General features: G+C 33.3%; 15 protein-coding genes. 10 read left to right on the forward strand and 5 right to left on the reverse strand.

Going from position 1 to position 15,313, the window contains the following annotated elements:
- Window positions 1-1,092 (reverse strand): hypothetical protein (locus BKH44_RS03295; RefSeq protein ID WP_143428293.1); only part of this gene is annotated, 1,092 nt, incomplete at its 3' end.
- 147 nt (window positions 1,093-1,239) lie between these two features.
- Between BKH44_RS03295 and carB the strand changes: the two genes are divergently transcribed.
- From carB to BKH44_RS03330, 7 genes are all read left to right on the forward strand, one after another.
- Window positions 1,240-4,521 carry a carbamoyl-phosphate synthase large subunit gene (gene carB, locus BKH44_RS03300; protein ID WP_095270052.1) on the forward strand — a complete coding sequence of 1,094 codons (3,282 nt, stop codon included), beginning with the start codon at window positions 1,240-1,242 and terminating at the stop codon, window positions 4,519-4,521.
- Window positions 4,518-4,961, forward strand: coding sequence for a Sua5 YciO YrdC YwlC family protein (locus BKH44_RS03305; RefSeq protein ID WP_257842580.1), 444 nt, complete (start codon window positions 4,518-4,520; stop codon window positions 4,959-4,961). The genes carB and BKH44_RS03305 overlap by 4 nt, the downstream gene beginning before the upstream one ends.
- A gap of 70 nt (window positions 4,962-5,031) precedes the next feature.
- The gene (locus BKH44_RS03310; protein WP_095270054.1) at window positions 5,032-5,700 is read left to right on the forward strand and encodes an outer membrane beta-barrel protein; all 669 of its coding nucleotides are present in this window, start codon (window positions 5,032-5,034) and stop codon (window positions 5,698-5,700) included.
- 83 nt (window positions 5,701-5,783) lie between these two features.
- On the forward strand, window positions 5,784-6,038 hold the full coding sequence (locus BKH44_RS03315; protein WP_095270056.1) for an RNA-binding S4 domain-containing protein: 255 nt from the start codon (window positions 5,784-5,786) through the stop codon (window positions 6,036-6,038).
- A gap of 18 nt (window positions 6,039-6,056) precedes the next feature.
- Window positions 6,057-7,043 (forward strand): A/G-specific adenine glycosylase, encoded by a 987-nt coding sequence (locus BKH44_RS03320; protein ID WP_095270058.1) that lies wholly within the window; start codon window positions 6,057-6,059, stop codon window positions 7,041-7,043.
- 153 nt (window positions 7,044-7,196) lie between these two features.
- A complete protein-coding gene (locus BKH44_RS03325; protein ID WP_143428294.1) occupies window positions 7,197-8,096 on the forward strand; it encodes a hypothetical protein in 900 nt (299 codons plus the stop codon).
- Window positions 8,097-8,146: 50 nt separating this feature from the next.
- Window positions 8,147-8,782: a C39 family peptidase gene (locus BKH44_RS03330; protein ID WP_257842581.1), complete on the forward strand. Its 636-nt coding sequence runs from the start codon at window positions 8,147-8,149 to the stop codon at window positions 8,780-8,782.
- A gap of 71 nt (window positions 8,783-8,853) precedes the next feature.
- On the opposite strand, the gene BKH44_RS03335 is transcribed toward BKH44_RS03330, so the two are convergent.
- The 4 genes from BKH44_RS03335 to BKH44_RS03350 all read right to left on the reverse strand — a co-directional run bounded on the left by BKH44_RS03335 (window position 8,854) and on the right by BKH44_RS03350 (window position 11,834).
- Window positions 8,854-9,768, reverse strand: a complete 915-nt coding sequence (locus tag BKH44_RS03335) for a hypothetical protein (RefSeq protein WP_095270064.1) — start codon at window positions 9,766-9,768, stop codon at window positions 8,854-8,856.
- A 13-nt stretch (window positions 9,769-9,781) separates the two neighbouring features.
- Window positions 9,782-10,108, reverse strand: a complete 327-nt coding sequence (locus tag BKH44_RS03340) for a hypothetical protein (RefSeq protein ID WP_095270066.1) — start codon at window positions 10,106-10,108, stop codon at window positions 9,782-9,784.
- A 318-nt stretch (window positions 10,109-10,426) separates the two neighbouring features.
- Complete coding sequence (locus tag BKH44_RS03345) at window positions 10,427-11,023, reverse strand: FAD-dependent oxidoreductase (protein ID WP_095270068.1); 597 nt, start codon at window positions 11,021-11,023, stop codon at window positions 10,427-10,429.
- Between the two features lie 28 nt (window positions 11,024-11,051).
- A complete protein-coding gene (locus tag BKH44_RS03350) occupies window positions 11,052-11,834 on the reverse strand; it encodes a sulfite exporter TauE/SafE family protein (protein ID WP_095270070.1) in 783 nt (260 codons plus the stop codon).
- 134 nt (window positions 11,835-11,968) lie between these two features.
- Between BKH44_RS03350 and BKH44_RS03355 the strand changes: the two genes are divergently transcribed.
- From BKH44_RS03355 to BKH44_RS03365, 3 genes are all read left to right on the forward strand, one after another.
- The gene (locus BKH44_RS03355) at window positions 11,969-12,745 is read left to right on the forward strand and encodes a DnaJ domain-containing protein (protein WP_095270072.1); all 777 of its coding nucleotides are present in this window, start codon (window positions 11,969-11,971) and stop codon (window positions 12,743-12,745) included.
- A gap of 167 nt (window positions 12,746-12,912) precedes the next feature.
- The gene (locus BKH44_RS03360; protein ID WP_343217633.1) at window positions 12,913-13,764 is read left to right on the forward strand and encodes an NAD(+)/NADH kinase; all 852 of its coding nucleotides are present in this window, start codon (window positions 12,913-12,915) and stop codon (window positions 13,762-13,764) included.
- Window positions 13,761-15,311, forward strand: a complete 1,551-nt coding sequence (locus BKH44_RS03365) for an AAA family ATPase (protein WP_095270075.1) — start codon at window positions 13,761-13,763, stop codon at window positions 15,309-15,311. The genes BKH44_RS03360 and BKH44_RS03365 overlap by 4 nt, the downstream gene beginning before the upstream one ends.
- Window positions 15,312-15,313 lie beyond the last annotated feature (2 nt).

Genomic DNA, 15,313 nt, shown 5'->3' on the forward strand with positions numbered 1-15,313 from the left:
AGCCCTGATGGTATCTATTAAGCCCCTATCCACATCTGCCATCAACCTGAAAACTCCATTATTGCCATTGATGGTATTGACATTGAGGGTTCTTGATGCAAAAGGGGTAGGGGATATGAGGCGGTAAGAAAGTCCATCATCAGCGATTCTGGTAAAATCAACTACAGCTAATTTGCTTGTAGAGGTGTATAAATTTTGAATGATTTCATCTTCATTATTGGTATCTAGGGTGGTGATTTGTGAATTTGCATTCAATATCCATTTTCCTCCGTGATTGAGGTAAAGTTCAATATTTGATGTAGAGCCTGGTGCTAATGAAATCCTACCTTGAAAGAAACTTTGAGGGTTGTCTAAATTGATATTGATATTTCCCCTTGAGGTGCTTTCAGCTGAGAGATCACCTTTGAGTTGTATGATATTACTTTTATCTAGAGTTGTTCGAGTAGCTTCATTATAATTTATATAAACAGCACCATCTCCTTCTAGACTAAAAATCATTCGATATCCTTTGCCATTCTTTGCTGCTCCCCAGCCTTCAGAGGGTTGCATTTCAGAAACATCAATGAATACATTTTTGGTAAACTTAAAATAACCAGCGTTGTGTCCATTTGATGTGAAAACACCTCTTTGAATGTATACATCAGGACTTGCAATAAGGTAAAAATTTGTATTGAAATCAAAATCCGCATTTTTGCCATAATTCATTGCTTGTCCCATAAACATTCCTTCAATACCTTGACCTATTTTTTGAATTTGTTTGACATTAAATACAATGGTTCCCCCATTGATAACATAGTTACTCCCATTTTGTCCTCTAAAGATGGCTCCAGAATAACCTTCATAGTTTCCTTGAGTGGATACATTTACAGTGACTGTAGCATTAGGGTCTATATTCATAGTTGTATAACCATTAAACATTATTCCTGTGAAAAGTATGGGCAGTCTATCAGTTGCTTGGAATGTAAAATCTTCATTGATAGTGGCATTTGAATTATAATTAGGCTGTAGTTGGACAATAGTTCCTGTAACTGAATAGGAGAAAATCGGGATGTAAATACTTAAAAAATAAAATATTTTTTTATAAATTTTCATAATATTGTTTTCGATTTTGATATTAAATTTGACTTGGAAACTTTAAACCCTTTTAGCTTTTAGAATTCTGCATATATATCGACTATTATTAAGTTAGATTTAGATTTTTTTGATTAAAATTCAAAGAAATATAAGATGAGGAAACATATGCCAAAACGAGAAGATATCAAAACAATTCTTTTGGTTGGATCTGGACCAATTGTCATAGGTCAAGCCTGTGAGTTTGATTATTCTGGAACTCAAGCAGCTAAAACTCTTAAAGAATTAGGCTATAGGGTTGTTTTGATTAATTCAAACCCTGCTACGATTATGACAGATCCAGAATTTGCACATCGTACTTACATTGAGCCTATCACTGAAGAAGTTTTAGCCCGTATCATACAAAAAGAGAATGTAGATGCTATATTGCCAACAATGGGTGGTCAAACAGCTTTAAATATTGCAATGAGTATGTATGAAAAAGGAATGCTTGAGGATGTCGAATTTTTAGGTGCAAAACCAGATGCTATCAAAAAAGGTGAAGATAGGAAAGCTTTTAAGGAAACAATGCTCAAAATTGGTATGGATTTGCCCAAAAGTCATTATGCGTATGATGAGAATGAAGCTTTAGAGGCAGCTAAAGAGATTGGTTTTCCTTTGATTATCCGTGCGAGCTATACTCTTGCAGGTGGAGGTAGTGGGGTGGCTTATAATATTGATGAGTTCAAGGTATTAGCCCAGAATGGATTGGAAGCTTCACCTATTAATGAAATCTTGATTGAAGAGTCATTGCTTGGTTGGAAAGAATATGAGATGGAAGTCATTAGGGACAAGGCAGATAATTGTATTATTGTCTGTTCAATTGAGAATTTTGACCCTATGGGTGTGCATACAGGTGATAGTATAACGATTGCACCAGCATTGACCCTTACAGATAAAGAATATCAACGGATGAGGGATGCAAGTTTTGCTATTTTGCGTGAAATTGGAGTGGATACTGGAGGCAGTAATGTCCAATTTGCAATCAATCCTCAAACAGGGAGGATGATAGTTATTGAAATGAATCCACGAGTGAGCAGGAGTTCAGCTTTAGCATCAAAAGCTACAGGATATCCTATTGCTAAAGTAGCCACACTTTTGGCTGTCGGTTATTGTTTGGATGAGATAAAAAATGATATTACTCATACGCCTGCAAGTTTTGAACCGAGTATTGATTATATTGTTAGTAAAATCCCTCGCTGGACATTTGAAAAATTCCCTCAAGCAGATTCTACGCTTGGCACTTCAATGAAAAGCATTGGCGAAGTAATGGCTATAGGAGGTAATTTTGTTGAATCAATCCAAAAAGCTTTATGTAGTCTAGAAACAGGATTGTGTGGATTTGAATCTTTGAGTACTGATGTAGAATTTATCCGAAAAGAGATTCGTCGCCCTAATGCAAATCGTATTCTTTATATCGCTGATGGATTTCGTCAAGGGTTGAGTGTTGATGATATTTATGAGCTTAGCAAAATTGATAGATGGTTTTTGTATCAGATTGAAAGGATTATTAAGGCAGAACCTCAAATCACTTCTGAAATTTTACAAAATGCAAAACGAATGCATGAAATAAAATTGATGGGTTTTAGCGACAAGATGATAGCTAAACTTATCAATAAAAATGACAGAATGGATATGAGTGAGATTGAAGTTTATCAAGCTAGGCTTCAGCTTGGTGTGAAAGTAGTTTATGAGGAAGTAGATACTTGTGCAGCAGAGTTTCCATCTTTGACATCTTATTTTTATTCTACTATTACACCTGATGAATTTTTAAGCACTCAATTCAAATCCCTTAATCCTGTCATAGAGAACCAGCCAACAGAGAATAAAGTAATGATAATCGGAGGAGGTCCTAATCGTATCGGTCAGGGTATTGAGTTTGATTATTGTTGTGTGCATGCAGCTTTTGCTTTGTCTGATATGGGTGTAAAAAGTATCATGTATAATTGTAATCCAGAAACTGTAAGCACAGATTATGATATAAGTGATATTTTATACTTTGAACCCATTGATTTTGAACATGTCCGCACTGTGGTAGAAAGAGAAAAACCAGATGGTATTATTGTTCATTTTGGTGGACAGACTCCATTAAAGCTTTCAAAAAATCTTACAAAAATAGGGGCTAAAATCATAGGGACTCCTGCAAAGGTCATTGATATTGCCGAAGATAGAGAAAAATTTTCTAATTTTGTAAAAGAAAACAATCTCAGACAGCCTGAAAATGGTGTTGCTTTTACCAAAGAAGAAGCTTATTTGATTGCTGGTAATATTGGATTTCCTGTGCTTGTCAGACCTAGTTATGTGCTTGGTGGACGTGCAATGAGGATTATTTATAACAATGAAGATTTGCGTGTTTATATGGAAGAAGCAGTAAAAGTGAGTGAGGACACTCCTGTTTTGATTGATAAATTTTTGGATCGTGCTATTGAACTTGATGTAGATGCTATTTGTGATGGGAGGGATATATATATTGGAGGGATCATGCAACATATTGAAGAAGCTGGAATCCATTCAGGAGACTCAGCAAGTTCTTTACCTACTATAAATATTGAGGAAAAATTGCTTGAAGAAATTGAACAAACTACATTTAAAATTGCTTTGAATCTTGGTGTGATTGGATTGATGAATATACAGTATGCAATATATCAAGGCAAACTTTATCTCATTGAGGTTAATCCACGTGCAAGCCGCACAGTACCATTTGTCAGCAAGGCTACAGGACTTCCTTTGGCAAAAGTGGCTACTAGGGTTATGTGGCAGGGAAATTTGAAGGAATGCTTAGAATATTATGATCATTTTAAGATAGTGATATTTGAAAAAGGGATATACAAACCAAAAAGGGTTGATTATATTGCTATTAAAGAATCTGTTTTTCCTTTTAATAAGCTTTATGGAGCTGATTTATTGCTTGGTCCTGAGATGAAAAGTACAGGAGAAGTGATGGGTATCAGCAAGGATTTTGGTTTGAGTTTTGCTAAAAGTCAAATAGCTTCTCAAAATGCTTTGCCAAAATCAGGGAAAATATTTATTTCTTTGAGTGAACAAGATAAGCCTGAAGCCCATAAGCTAGTAGAGAAGTTTATTGATTTGGGGTTTAGCATTTGTGCGACAGAAGGGACTCATCAGATTTTAGAATCCAAAGGGATTATTTCAAGCAAAGTTTTAAAAATTTCTGAAGGTCGTCCTAATATAAAGGATTTAATGGCAAATGGAGAGATAGCAATGGCTATCAATACAAGTGATGGTAAATCTAATAAAGAAGATGTGAAGCTTATCCGCACCCAGGTCTTGAGGAATAAGGTTTCTTATTTCACTACGTTGGCTGCGGCAGAAGCCGCCGCACAAGCACTTAAAGATATGAATTTAAGTAATATTAATGACGCAGTTGCCTTGCAGGATTATTTGAATTGAAAAGCAATGATTTTATTTATTTAGCACAGACTGATACCACGGCTGGTTTGTTGAGTAAAAATCCTTTTAAGCTCAATCAAATCAAAGGTAGGAACAGCTATAAGCCTGTTTTGAGGGAGGTGGATTCTTTAAAGACGCTTAAAGGGATTGTTAGGGTACCAAAGCATTTTAAAAATCAAGTTCGTCGTTTGGAAAAAACTACTTTCATATACCATAATTCCCAAGCAATACGTGTTGTTAGGGAAAGGCAACATTTGGGTTTTTTGCAACATTTTGGTAGCTTATATTCTTCTTCTGCTAACAAAACAGGTGATAGTTTTGATTATGAGCAGGCTTTTGAAATGTGTGATGTGCTCGTCATAGATTCTAGAGGGATTTTTTCTAGTCTGCCTTCAAAGATTTTTCAGATCAATCAAAGTAAAATCAAAAAAATCAGATAATAAATTTTTTTAATATTCTATAAAATTATGATAAGATAACATAAATATTTAATACTTAAAAAGGGGTAATATGAAAAGATTTTTTATAATTTTTGTTATAGGTTTTATTAGTTTAGTACATTTGAATGCGGATGAAGTGAATAATAGTAGTGAAAAATCAGGGATTTTTGTTGGGATTGATATAGGATTTGCACTTAATTCAATAAGTGGCAGTGCTTCTGTGAAAAATATTTTTGATAGTACTTATAGTGAACAAACAGTAGCGGGCTATAGAGCAAATTTTGATGGGAATTATGGGCTTAGAGTGGGCTACCAACATTTTTTTGGAGCTCATAATGGTTTGAGATTTTATGGGCATTTTAACTATAATGATTTTAGTGGGTATTCTGTGATGCAATATGGAGGTAATGTTGATTATTTGCTCAATTTTTCAGATAAACCTGGTGCTTGGGGACTCTTTTTAGGTGCTGGATATGAGTGGACATCAGGGAACTTTGCAAAATTTCTTAAAGATACAAGCCCTACTGTTGAAGGTCAAACTATGGAAAAAAGCCTGAATGGAGTTTTTATGAATATTGGTTTATCAAAAACTGTCCGGAATAAGAATCGCTTTGAGTTTGGAGTAAAAGTTCCTTTTTATACTTATTATAAAACAGAATATACAATTTTGGGTGCTGAGGCTAAAATGACATTGAAGAAATCATCAGTGATTTATTTGGCTTATACTTACACTTTTTAATTATATAGATTCACAATGATTCTTGAATCTTGTCTTTATATTGACTTTAATTTTTTGTATGATTTTGAAGGTATACTTATAATATGAGAGTTGATAAATTTATGAATATAACCAATATTGTCAAAAAACGTTCTATTGCTCAAGATATGTGTGAGAGCGGTGTCATATCTGTGAATGGTGTTATAGTAAAGGCAAGCCGTGAGGTAAAAGTTGATGATGTCATTGAACTAAGGTATTTGAATCGTGTTGTGCAATACAAAGTTTTACAAATCCCTTTGTTAAAAAGTATTCCAAAATCTCAATCTCAAAAATATGTCATGCTAAATACCTTCTCTTAAATTCAATAAGAGGAAGTTTTGAAAAAAGAAGATTTAAAAGTCATACATCAATCAATATTGCAGTGGTATGAAATCTATGGCAGGAAAGAGCTACCTTGGCGGAATCTTAGAGGTGAAAATGCTCCTTATGTTGTGTATGTGAGTGAGGTTATGCTCCAACAAACACAAGTTACTACAGTACTTCAAAGATATTATCAACCTTTTTTAGATGTGTTCCCGACTTTGGAAGCTTTGAGTTTAGGCAATGAAGAAGAGATTTTGTTTTTGTGGAGAGGTTTGGGGTATTATTCACGAGCAAAGAATATGCTCAAGACTGCTAAAATTTGTGGTAAATCTTTGCCAAGCGAACCTAAGGAATTGGTGAAATTACCTGGTATTGGCGAATATACGGCTGGAGCTATTGCTTGTTTTGGTTTTGGGAAAGCAGTGGGTTTTGTGGATGGGAATATTAAGAGAGTTTTGTCAAGATTTTATGCTTTAGAAAAACCCAGTATGAAGCAATTACAGCAGTATTCAGAAAAAATACTCAATCATCAAAATAGTTTTGATCATAATCAGGCACTTTTAGATATTGGTTCGACTATTTGTGTTCCTTTAAATCCAAAATGTTTAATTTGTCCCCTTGAAATATGGTGTAAGGGCAAAAATAGACCATCTTTTTATATTCAAAAATCTAAAATAGTCTATGAAAATCTAGCTTTCAAATTAGGTGTGAGCATCAATAGTGATAAAATTGGGCTTATAAAAAGTCAAGTTCATCTTTATAAAGGACTATATAATTTTCCAAAGATACTCATTGAGGGAATTTTGAATTTTCCATTCATCGGTCATATCAAGCATTCTTATACGCATTATCGATTAGATTTGGAAATTTATTGTGTCAATGGAGTTGATAGTCTTGAGGAAGGAGTGGAATTTTTTAGTCCTGATGAGTTAAAGAGTTTGCCTATGAACGCGATGACTTTGAAGATTTTAGCCTTAATAGAGAAAAAAGGTATCTGGTAATATTCTATCCTAACAAGTTGTTTTATATTAGAAGTAAATAAAATTTTATTACTTTTATCTAATTTATATATAATTATTCATAATTTATTCATAAAATATAGATTTTTAGATAAAATAAAAGTAATTATTTTAGTATTTTTAGATGAGGTTTAGATGAAAAAAATATCAATAATATTTCTTATAACTATTTCTAATTTATATTCGGATATGGTTAGGGTTGATGAGATGTTCACTCAAAAGTCTAGCTTGAGGTTAGAAGCATCAATATTTTATGCTAATATCCAGAGACAAAATAATGTTATAGCACCCGTGATTATAGGTTCAGGGATTGGTTCTTCACCAATATTTGCTATCCCTGCGATACTCAATACACAAAAAGCAAATCAAGATTATCTGAATTTTGGACTCAATTTGAGGTATGGTATCACAAGAGATATAGAAATTTTTGCTGCACCTAGCTTTTTTTATCAGCACACTAATATCAGTGATATAGGTTTTTCTCATCAAGATGATTATAATTTCAATAATTTTAATATGGGTTTTGTCTATCAGGTCAAAAAAGAAAATAAATACCCTTCATTGCTTGTTGGTGCGACACCTATTGTGATAGAAAAATCTTTGTTTGATGATAAGAACACTAAAAGTAAAATGGGTAATATTGATTATTTTAAAAGTTATTCAATTTTTGCTACTAGTTATTATACTGTTGATCCTGTGATATTCTTGTTACAAGGTGGAGTGAGGTTTAGTTTGAAAAGGAAATTTGATGGTCATAGTTTGAAGATAGGGGATGTTTTGAACCTGAGTCCGATGGTTTATTTTGCTCTGAATCCTTATACTTCTATCAATTTTGGTGTGCGGTATGAATATAAGTTTAAAGATAGATTAGATAATAAGGTGGTTGTCCATCAAGGTTCTTCAATAGCTTATTTGTTTGGCGTAAGCTATGAAATCAATCCTGCTTTAATGGTGAGTATAGATATCAATAGCTTGGATACAAACTTATATGCTAGCAATAGTGTGAATGTTTTGTTTTCATATAGACTAAAATGAAAAAAATTTTTATTTTTTTTATTTTTTGCTTGCTTGATGCTAAGGTGTATATGAAATATGACAATGTAATTTTGGAAAAATCCCCAAAATCTTGGATAGAGTTCAAAAATGATAATCTTGTCAGGCAAGAATATGACTATACCTGTGGGAGTGCATCCCTTGCTACGATTTTAAAGTATTATTATTCTGTGGAGGTAACAGAAAGTGATATTATAAAAGGGATTTTGAAATCCAAAGGCTATGATAGCACTCAAAATGAAGTTTTAAAAGAGGGGGATAATATCATATCTTTTTTAGATCTCTCTGAGTATGCTAGAAAAAATGGCTTTAGGGCAGTGGGGCTTGCTATTGATTTTGAGGCATTGAAAAAGCTAAAAATCCCAGCTATTATTTTTGTGAATGTTAGGAATATTGGTCATTTTAGTGTTTATAAAGCTATGGATGAGGAATATGTATATTTATCTGATCCTAGCTTTGGGAATATAAAAGTGCGACTTAGTCAATTCAAAGAAATGTTTTATCAACGCAATGATGGGAAACATCCGGGCAAAATCTTGGTGATTTTGCCTCAAAAAGATAACTTGAATGTGAGTGTCAATAGAGATTTTATGGGTGTAAAAAAAGATTCAAGCTTTACCTATGAGGTGATAAAAGAAAAGATGATTTATCAAAGAATATTGCACTAGACTTGTATGTATTGAAAAGAAATTAAGGTTTTTGAGGCTAAGGATTTTAGCCTCAAAGAAATAAAATTTAGTTATTTCAGATAAAGTCCAAAGGTTATCCCAGAATAGACTGCATTGTATTCCATTCCATAAGCCATAAAGGTAAAATCAATTTTGTAGCCAAGATGACTATTGATATCATATTTTCCGCCTGTTGAGAATCCTACTCCAAGTCCATCAAAGTTATCTTTATGTCCTGTGTAGACCCCATTGATTTTATCAGAACTCCTGAAGGCTACATTTGCTCCAAAATACCCCATTTTATTGTCTTTACCAAGCTGCCATAGGTATTTGACACCTGCTTCATCCCCATTTTTGAAACTCTCATCTTTGTGTTTTTGAGTGAGGTTGAGTCGATAATAAAATTGAGCTGTATAAGAGCCAATTTTGCCATCAGCTTCTTTTATTCTTGTAAGGTTTAGCATAAAGGTATGCCCTTTGAAAAAATTTAGGCTTGAGCTATTATCATCAAATATAGCGTTATTGACGATATCTGAATTATCCCCGATAGCTACCCTAAAAGTCTCTCCTTTATATACTGTGAGCATTGCTCCGATGTTGGCTCCTGCAAAGTTCATTTCATTGATATGGGTATCGGTATAGTGAGTATTTGAAGCTTGATAATATCCATTGGCATTCCCAAAGACTTCAACATAGTCTAATATACCATAGCGAACATTTAGATTTAAAAGGGCATCAAATTGATCTGATTTTATCTTGTCTTTTGAATAAGTAGGCAAAGAAATATATTGACCATTGATATTTGGATTGCCTATGAGGATAGGGGCTCCTAAGTTATCTTTCCTGCCTATGCCCATTGCACTTATATTTGCACCGACTACAAGATGATTGCCTTCTAGTACATCTCCCTCTATAGGAGGCGTAGCTTGGGCTATGCCAAAGCTAAAAAATGTCAAGAATGATAAGATTGTTGATATTTTTTTCATAATCTTCTCCTAGTTAAAATGCAAATGTGAGGCAACCAGCCCCATAAGTAACTGCACATAATGCTGTGCCACCAATAATTGTAGGAACTGCTACCCAAGGATTTTTGATCGTATCCCAAACACTGCTCCAAAATCCAAAGCCTTGCGTTGATTGCATTTCATCATTATTGAGTAACATTGCATTCACATCAGAGCCAAAGATCATATTTTGGTCAGCTGTGTTTAATGTCGTTGTATGGCTGATGGATTGTCCCCCATTTGCTATTGAACTAGGTTGTCCATAAGCAAAATTAAAACTTATAATAAAAGCAATTATAGAAATCAAAATATTCTTTTTCATTGATTAATCTCCTTGAAAAATTAAAATTTTAATGATAATTAATTGATGAATTATCATAATGAGAATTTATATTATTTTTTATAGATAGTCAATAAAATTAAATACAAAAATTATTAAATATCAAAATTATGTTACTTTTATATACATTTATAAAATATTTAGTTTGAAATAAATAGTTATATAAATTATTTTTTTCGGTTATTCTTTGGGTATTTTAGGAGGTGATTGGGATGAATGAAGTATTAAGCATTCAAGTCAAAAGATAAAATATTTTCTCATTAATAAATAAAAATATATACAAATATAGGTAAGGGGGATTTATCCCCTAGAACCTTTAAAATCATGCTGGACAGTGATGGTGCCTTTGATATCACTTAAGATAGCACAAGCACTCTCTGCTGCTGAGCCTAATGCACAGCCTACCATTGAGGTTACCCCTGATGCTATCCCTGCGACATAGATACCATCTTTGATGAGGTTCCTCTGAGTATGCTTGAGTTTGATTTTTCCGGGTTTGGTCATTAGGCTATGTGGCTCTGTGATATTGCCTAAACCTTGAATATCAAAAGCATTTGCTCCAGTAGCAAGCACGATATAGTCCCCTTCAAAATCTCCTTTAGTTGTCTTGAGTTTGAAAGCACCTTTTGAGCCTGATATTTCTGTGGCTTTGGCTTGAATGTAGTTGACTTTTGTAAAAGATTCTATTTGTTTTTTGAACTGTTCAATGATCATTTCTCCTGTGGCTGCTTTTGGGAAAAATGGGACATTATAGATTTGGGCTTTGAAAATATCTCCATCCCCTTCATCAATAACACAAATAGCAAAATCTAAGTCTTTATTGATTGCTGAAGCAAGCGTTAATGCAGTATTCAAACCTCCTACACTGCCACCTATGATAAGTATTTTTTTAGTCATTTTTATATCCTTAGAAAATAAATTTTGGTTAGCCCGCAAACAGCTTGTAGGCTGTAACGAGCACAGAAAGCATATAAATGCTTAAGAGTCCATTCCTATGGACTTTGGCACTGGCTTTTTGGATGAGCTTGATACCGATCCAAACTCCAATCATTGAAGCTATGCCTATATAAATTCCTATATGTAACACTTGTGCATCTATCACATTGGAATTGTGAAAAGATATGATCCCTGAAATGGAAGAAAATATAACAAAAAATAACCCCAAAGGCACAACTTTTTTGGATTCATACCCTAAATAATACCCGAGTATCGGTACCATCAACAATCCACCACCAATGCCTAATGAAATGGCAAATATTCCAGTTATGATACCTGTTATGATAAGGATTAGACGTTGTTGAGATTTGGATTTTATAGGTGGGGTGAGGTTAGTGGAGCTTTGGATTTTGAAGGCATATTTGAGTAAAGAATAAAGAGTGATAAGCAAAAATAAAAATGTGAGTGTTTTTGAAGAAATACTATCAAGCAACATGCCACTAAAGCTTGCTCCTATAAGTCCCCCTATGCCTGCATAGATTCCATCTTCAATATTGAGGAGTCCTTTTTTATAGTTTATGATAGAGCCAAAGGTGGAAGAAAAAATCATTTGCATTACAGATACACCAATAGCATGATGGATAGGCTGACCTAAAAAAAGCATTACAGGCACAATGATAGTACCCCCTCCCATCCCAAAAAACCCTGCAGCCACACCAGTTATCAGACCAATGATAATATATGAGAAAATATCTAAGATTTCTAAACTCATTTTTTCCCTCATCACTAAATTTTTTTGTTATTATGCGATTTTTTTGTATAAAGTTATTTAAAAAATTGATTTTTTATTTGATTGGGAATTGATTTTGCTTGATAAGTATTAAAATTGTCTTATTAAGGGATTGGATGAATGTGAGTTATTGTAACCAATATATTCAGATTGAATTATTTGAAGGGAGTCGCTTTTTGTCAAAAGTTTTAGAATATGCCAATAAGCATTTTTCCCAACATTACCATCTTTCTTCCTCTCTTTTGATACTTGATGATGGGGAGAAATTTAAAAAAGATTATTTGATAAATTGGGCTTATCATATTAGCCTACAAGGGATTAAATTAGACAAAGAAAATTTAGATGTTTTGTTGAGCCATAGTCATTTGCCAATGCGGATCAAAATCGTAAAAAGAAATGAAATACTCCAAAAAATAAAAATTTCTTTGTGTGCTGTTGGTTATGATAAAGTCGTTTTAAAAATGGATAAAACTAGTCGTGTTGCTAAGAGATATTTGAAAAGTGTGTTTGGGCAATATTGTGTTTTTGAGTCTGGAGATACTTTGTATTTGAGTAGTGTTCAAGAGGATTTTTGGGAGATGATGATAGATATTATTGGATCTAAAGTCATTCATAATGTTGTGATTGATTTTGATTATGAAGGGTTTGGAACCTCGTTGACGCAAGAAGAATATTTGCTTAGGAAGTGTTATATGGAACTTTGTTGTGCTTTTGGTGATGATTTTGAAAGTGTGAAGAAGTCTTATTTGAAATTAGCTCGTCTTTATCATCCTGATAATGCCTATGGAGAAGATGAAAGCATTATTGCAAGTTATGAAGAACATTTTAGGAAAATCAATGAAGCTTATGAGATCATCAAAAAATCACATAAAAATAATAAAAAGGTATCATAAGGATTTGAATGTATAAAGACAAAATTCTTTTTATAATCTTAAATTTTTTGATTGGAGTGATTGTCTATTTGATAGCATTTATAGCCGTGTATGGTTATATGAAATTTTATTCTTGTCTATAGTTTGATACAATAATAAGGCATAAAAATCAATCTTAAAGAATGAAGATGAATCCATCTATATTAAAAGTAGGGACTCTTTTAAGACCATCTACCCCAACGCTTAAAGAGTCTTTTTTACAGATAAAAGAAGTATTTGAAACTCAAGGTATTGAAGTTATGCTTGAGAGCATTAGTGCGGGGATGATTGGTTTTAGGGGGATGGATTTTGAATTGATGTGCCAAGAAGTTGATGCGTTGCTTTCTTTAGGTGGCGATGGGACATTGATTTCAGCATTGAGGCGAAGTTATGGGTATAAGATTCCAGCATTTGGTATCAATACAGGACATTTAGGTTTTTTGACTGCTATTGGACCTAGTGAGGCTAAGGAATTTGGATGCATGCTTACAAGCGGAAATTATGCTATTGATGAACATATGATGTTGGAAGGAATTATCCAGACTGACAAGGGAGAAAAAAGATTTTATGTTTTGAATGAGGTATTGATTTCTAAAAAAAATATTTCAGGGATGCTCAAAATTTATGCCAAAATCGCAAAAGAGATTTTTAATGTTTATTATGTAGATTCTTTGATTGTAGGGACGCCTACAGGTTCTACAGCTTATAATATCAGTGCAGGTGGTGCAGTTGTTTATCCATTTTGTAGGAACATATTACTCACACCCATTTCAGCACATTCTCTTACCCAACGCCCGATGGTTTTGAGTGATGAGTTTATGTTGGAATTCAGTGTGGAAGATGATTGCGTACTTGTTGTGGATGGTCAAGAGATTTTACAAATGCAAAAAAATGATATTTTGTTTATAAGTCCTGCTAGTTTGAGTGCAAAGCTTATTCAAAAAAAATCAAGGAGTTATTTTAGAATCTTGAAAGAAAAATTCAAATGGGGTGAGGAATGATCAATCGACTTATGGTTAAAAATTCTGTAGCATTTGGAGATGTAGAATTAGAGTTACAAAGTGGATTTAATGTTTTTAGTGGAGCTAGCGGGAGTGGTAAATCAGTATTTTTTGAATCCTTATTGGCTATATTTGGGATTAAAGAGAGTAATGCTGAAGTGATTGAAGCAGATTTAGATATTTGTTTGAAGGATTTTGGAATTGAACTTGATGAGTTTGGGCTTGATGATTTCGGGGATTCATTGGTTCTGAGTATTATCAAAAAGGAGAAAACAAGGTATTTTTTGAATCGTTATGCCAGCTCAAAAAAACGTTTGAGTGAACTGGTGAGTGGATTTGGAAAACATATTTCTTCAAAAGGTGCGAGTGAACTTAAAGCTGAAAATCTTTTGCGGGTATTGGATGATTTTGTATCTCAAAAAAACACTTTGCATAAAACACTTTTAAGTGATCTATGTAATGAATTCGAATTGCTTTTAAAGGCAAGGATAAGATTAGATGAACTCCATGAACAAGAGAAAAATATCCAAAGCCTCAAAGAGCTTGCTGAATTTGAAATCCAAAAGATTTCTTCTATTGATCCCAAAGAAGCTGAATATGAGAAATTACTTGAACTAAAAAAAACACTATCAAAAAAAGAAAAGATTCAAGAAAGCGTTATGGATGCTATGCAGGCATTAGATACAATTCCTAAAATACAATATACTTTGAGTCTTTTGGGTAAAGAGAATATTGTATTTAATGAAGCTGTATTTGAAGTAAAGGCGATTTTGGAAGATGAGCAAGCAAAACTTGAAGAGCTTGATGAAATCAATGCAGAAGAATTGCTTAATCGGATTGCACAGCTTTCTGAACTCAATCGAAGGTATGGTAGTATAGCCGAAGCATTAGCTCATTTGGATATCCAAAGGCAGAAGCTTAAAGATTTTGAAAATCTAAGTTTTAATAAAGAACAAGTCATAAAAGAAATAAACATTTTAGAATTGAAATGTAATAAATTGGCAGATAGTATAGGAAAGAATCGTCAAGAAAATCTTAAAGATTTTGAAAATCAAATCAAATTAAGGTGTGAAGAGCTTTTGCTCAAAAATCCTAAGGTAAGTTTGCAATATTGCGACCTTAAAAGGACTGGGAAAGAATTTTTAGATTTGAGATTAGAGGAAACTCCAATTGAAGCTTTGAGTTCAGGGGAATATAATCGTTTAAGATTAGTAATGATGTGTTTGGATGCTAAGATAAATCATTCTAAGGGTATTTTAGTTTTAGATGAAATTGATGCTAATTTGAGCGGTCAAGAGAGTGAAGGGGTTGCTAAAGTCCTTAAAACCCTTTCTAAGACTTATCAGATTTTTGCTATTTCCCATCAACCTCATATGCCTGCTTTGGCAGATTATCATTATTTGGTATCTAAAAAAGATGGTAAGAGTAAAGTGAAGCTTTTGGATAATCAAGGCAGGATTGAGGAAATGGCAAGGATGATAAGTGGAGCTGATATTACTAAGGAAGCTTTAGAGTTTGCTAAAAAACGGCTTGAATATAATCAATAAGG

Source organism: Helicobacter sp. 13S00477-4, assembly GCF_002272785.1.
Classification (GTDB): Bacteria; Campylobacterota; Campylobacteria; order Campylobacterales; family Helicobacteraceae; genus Helicobacter_J.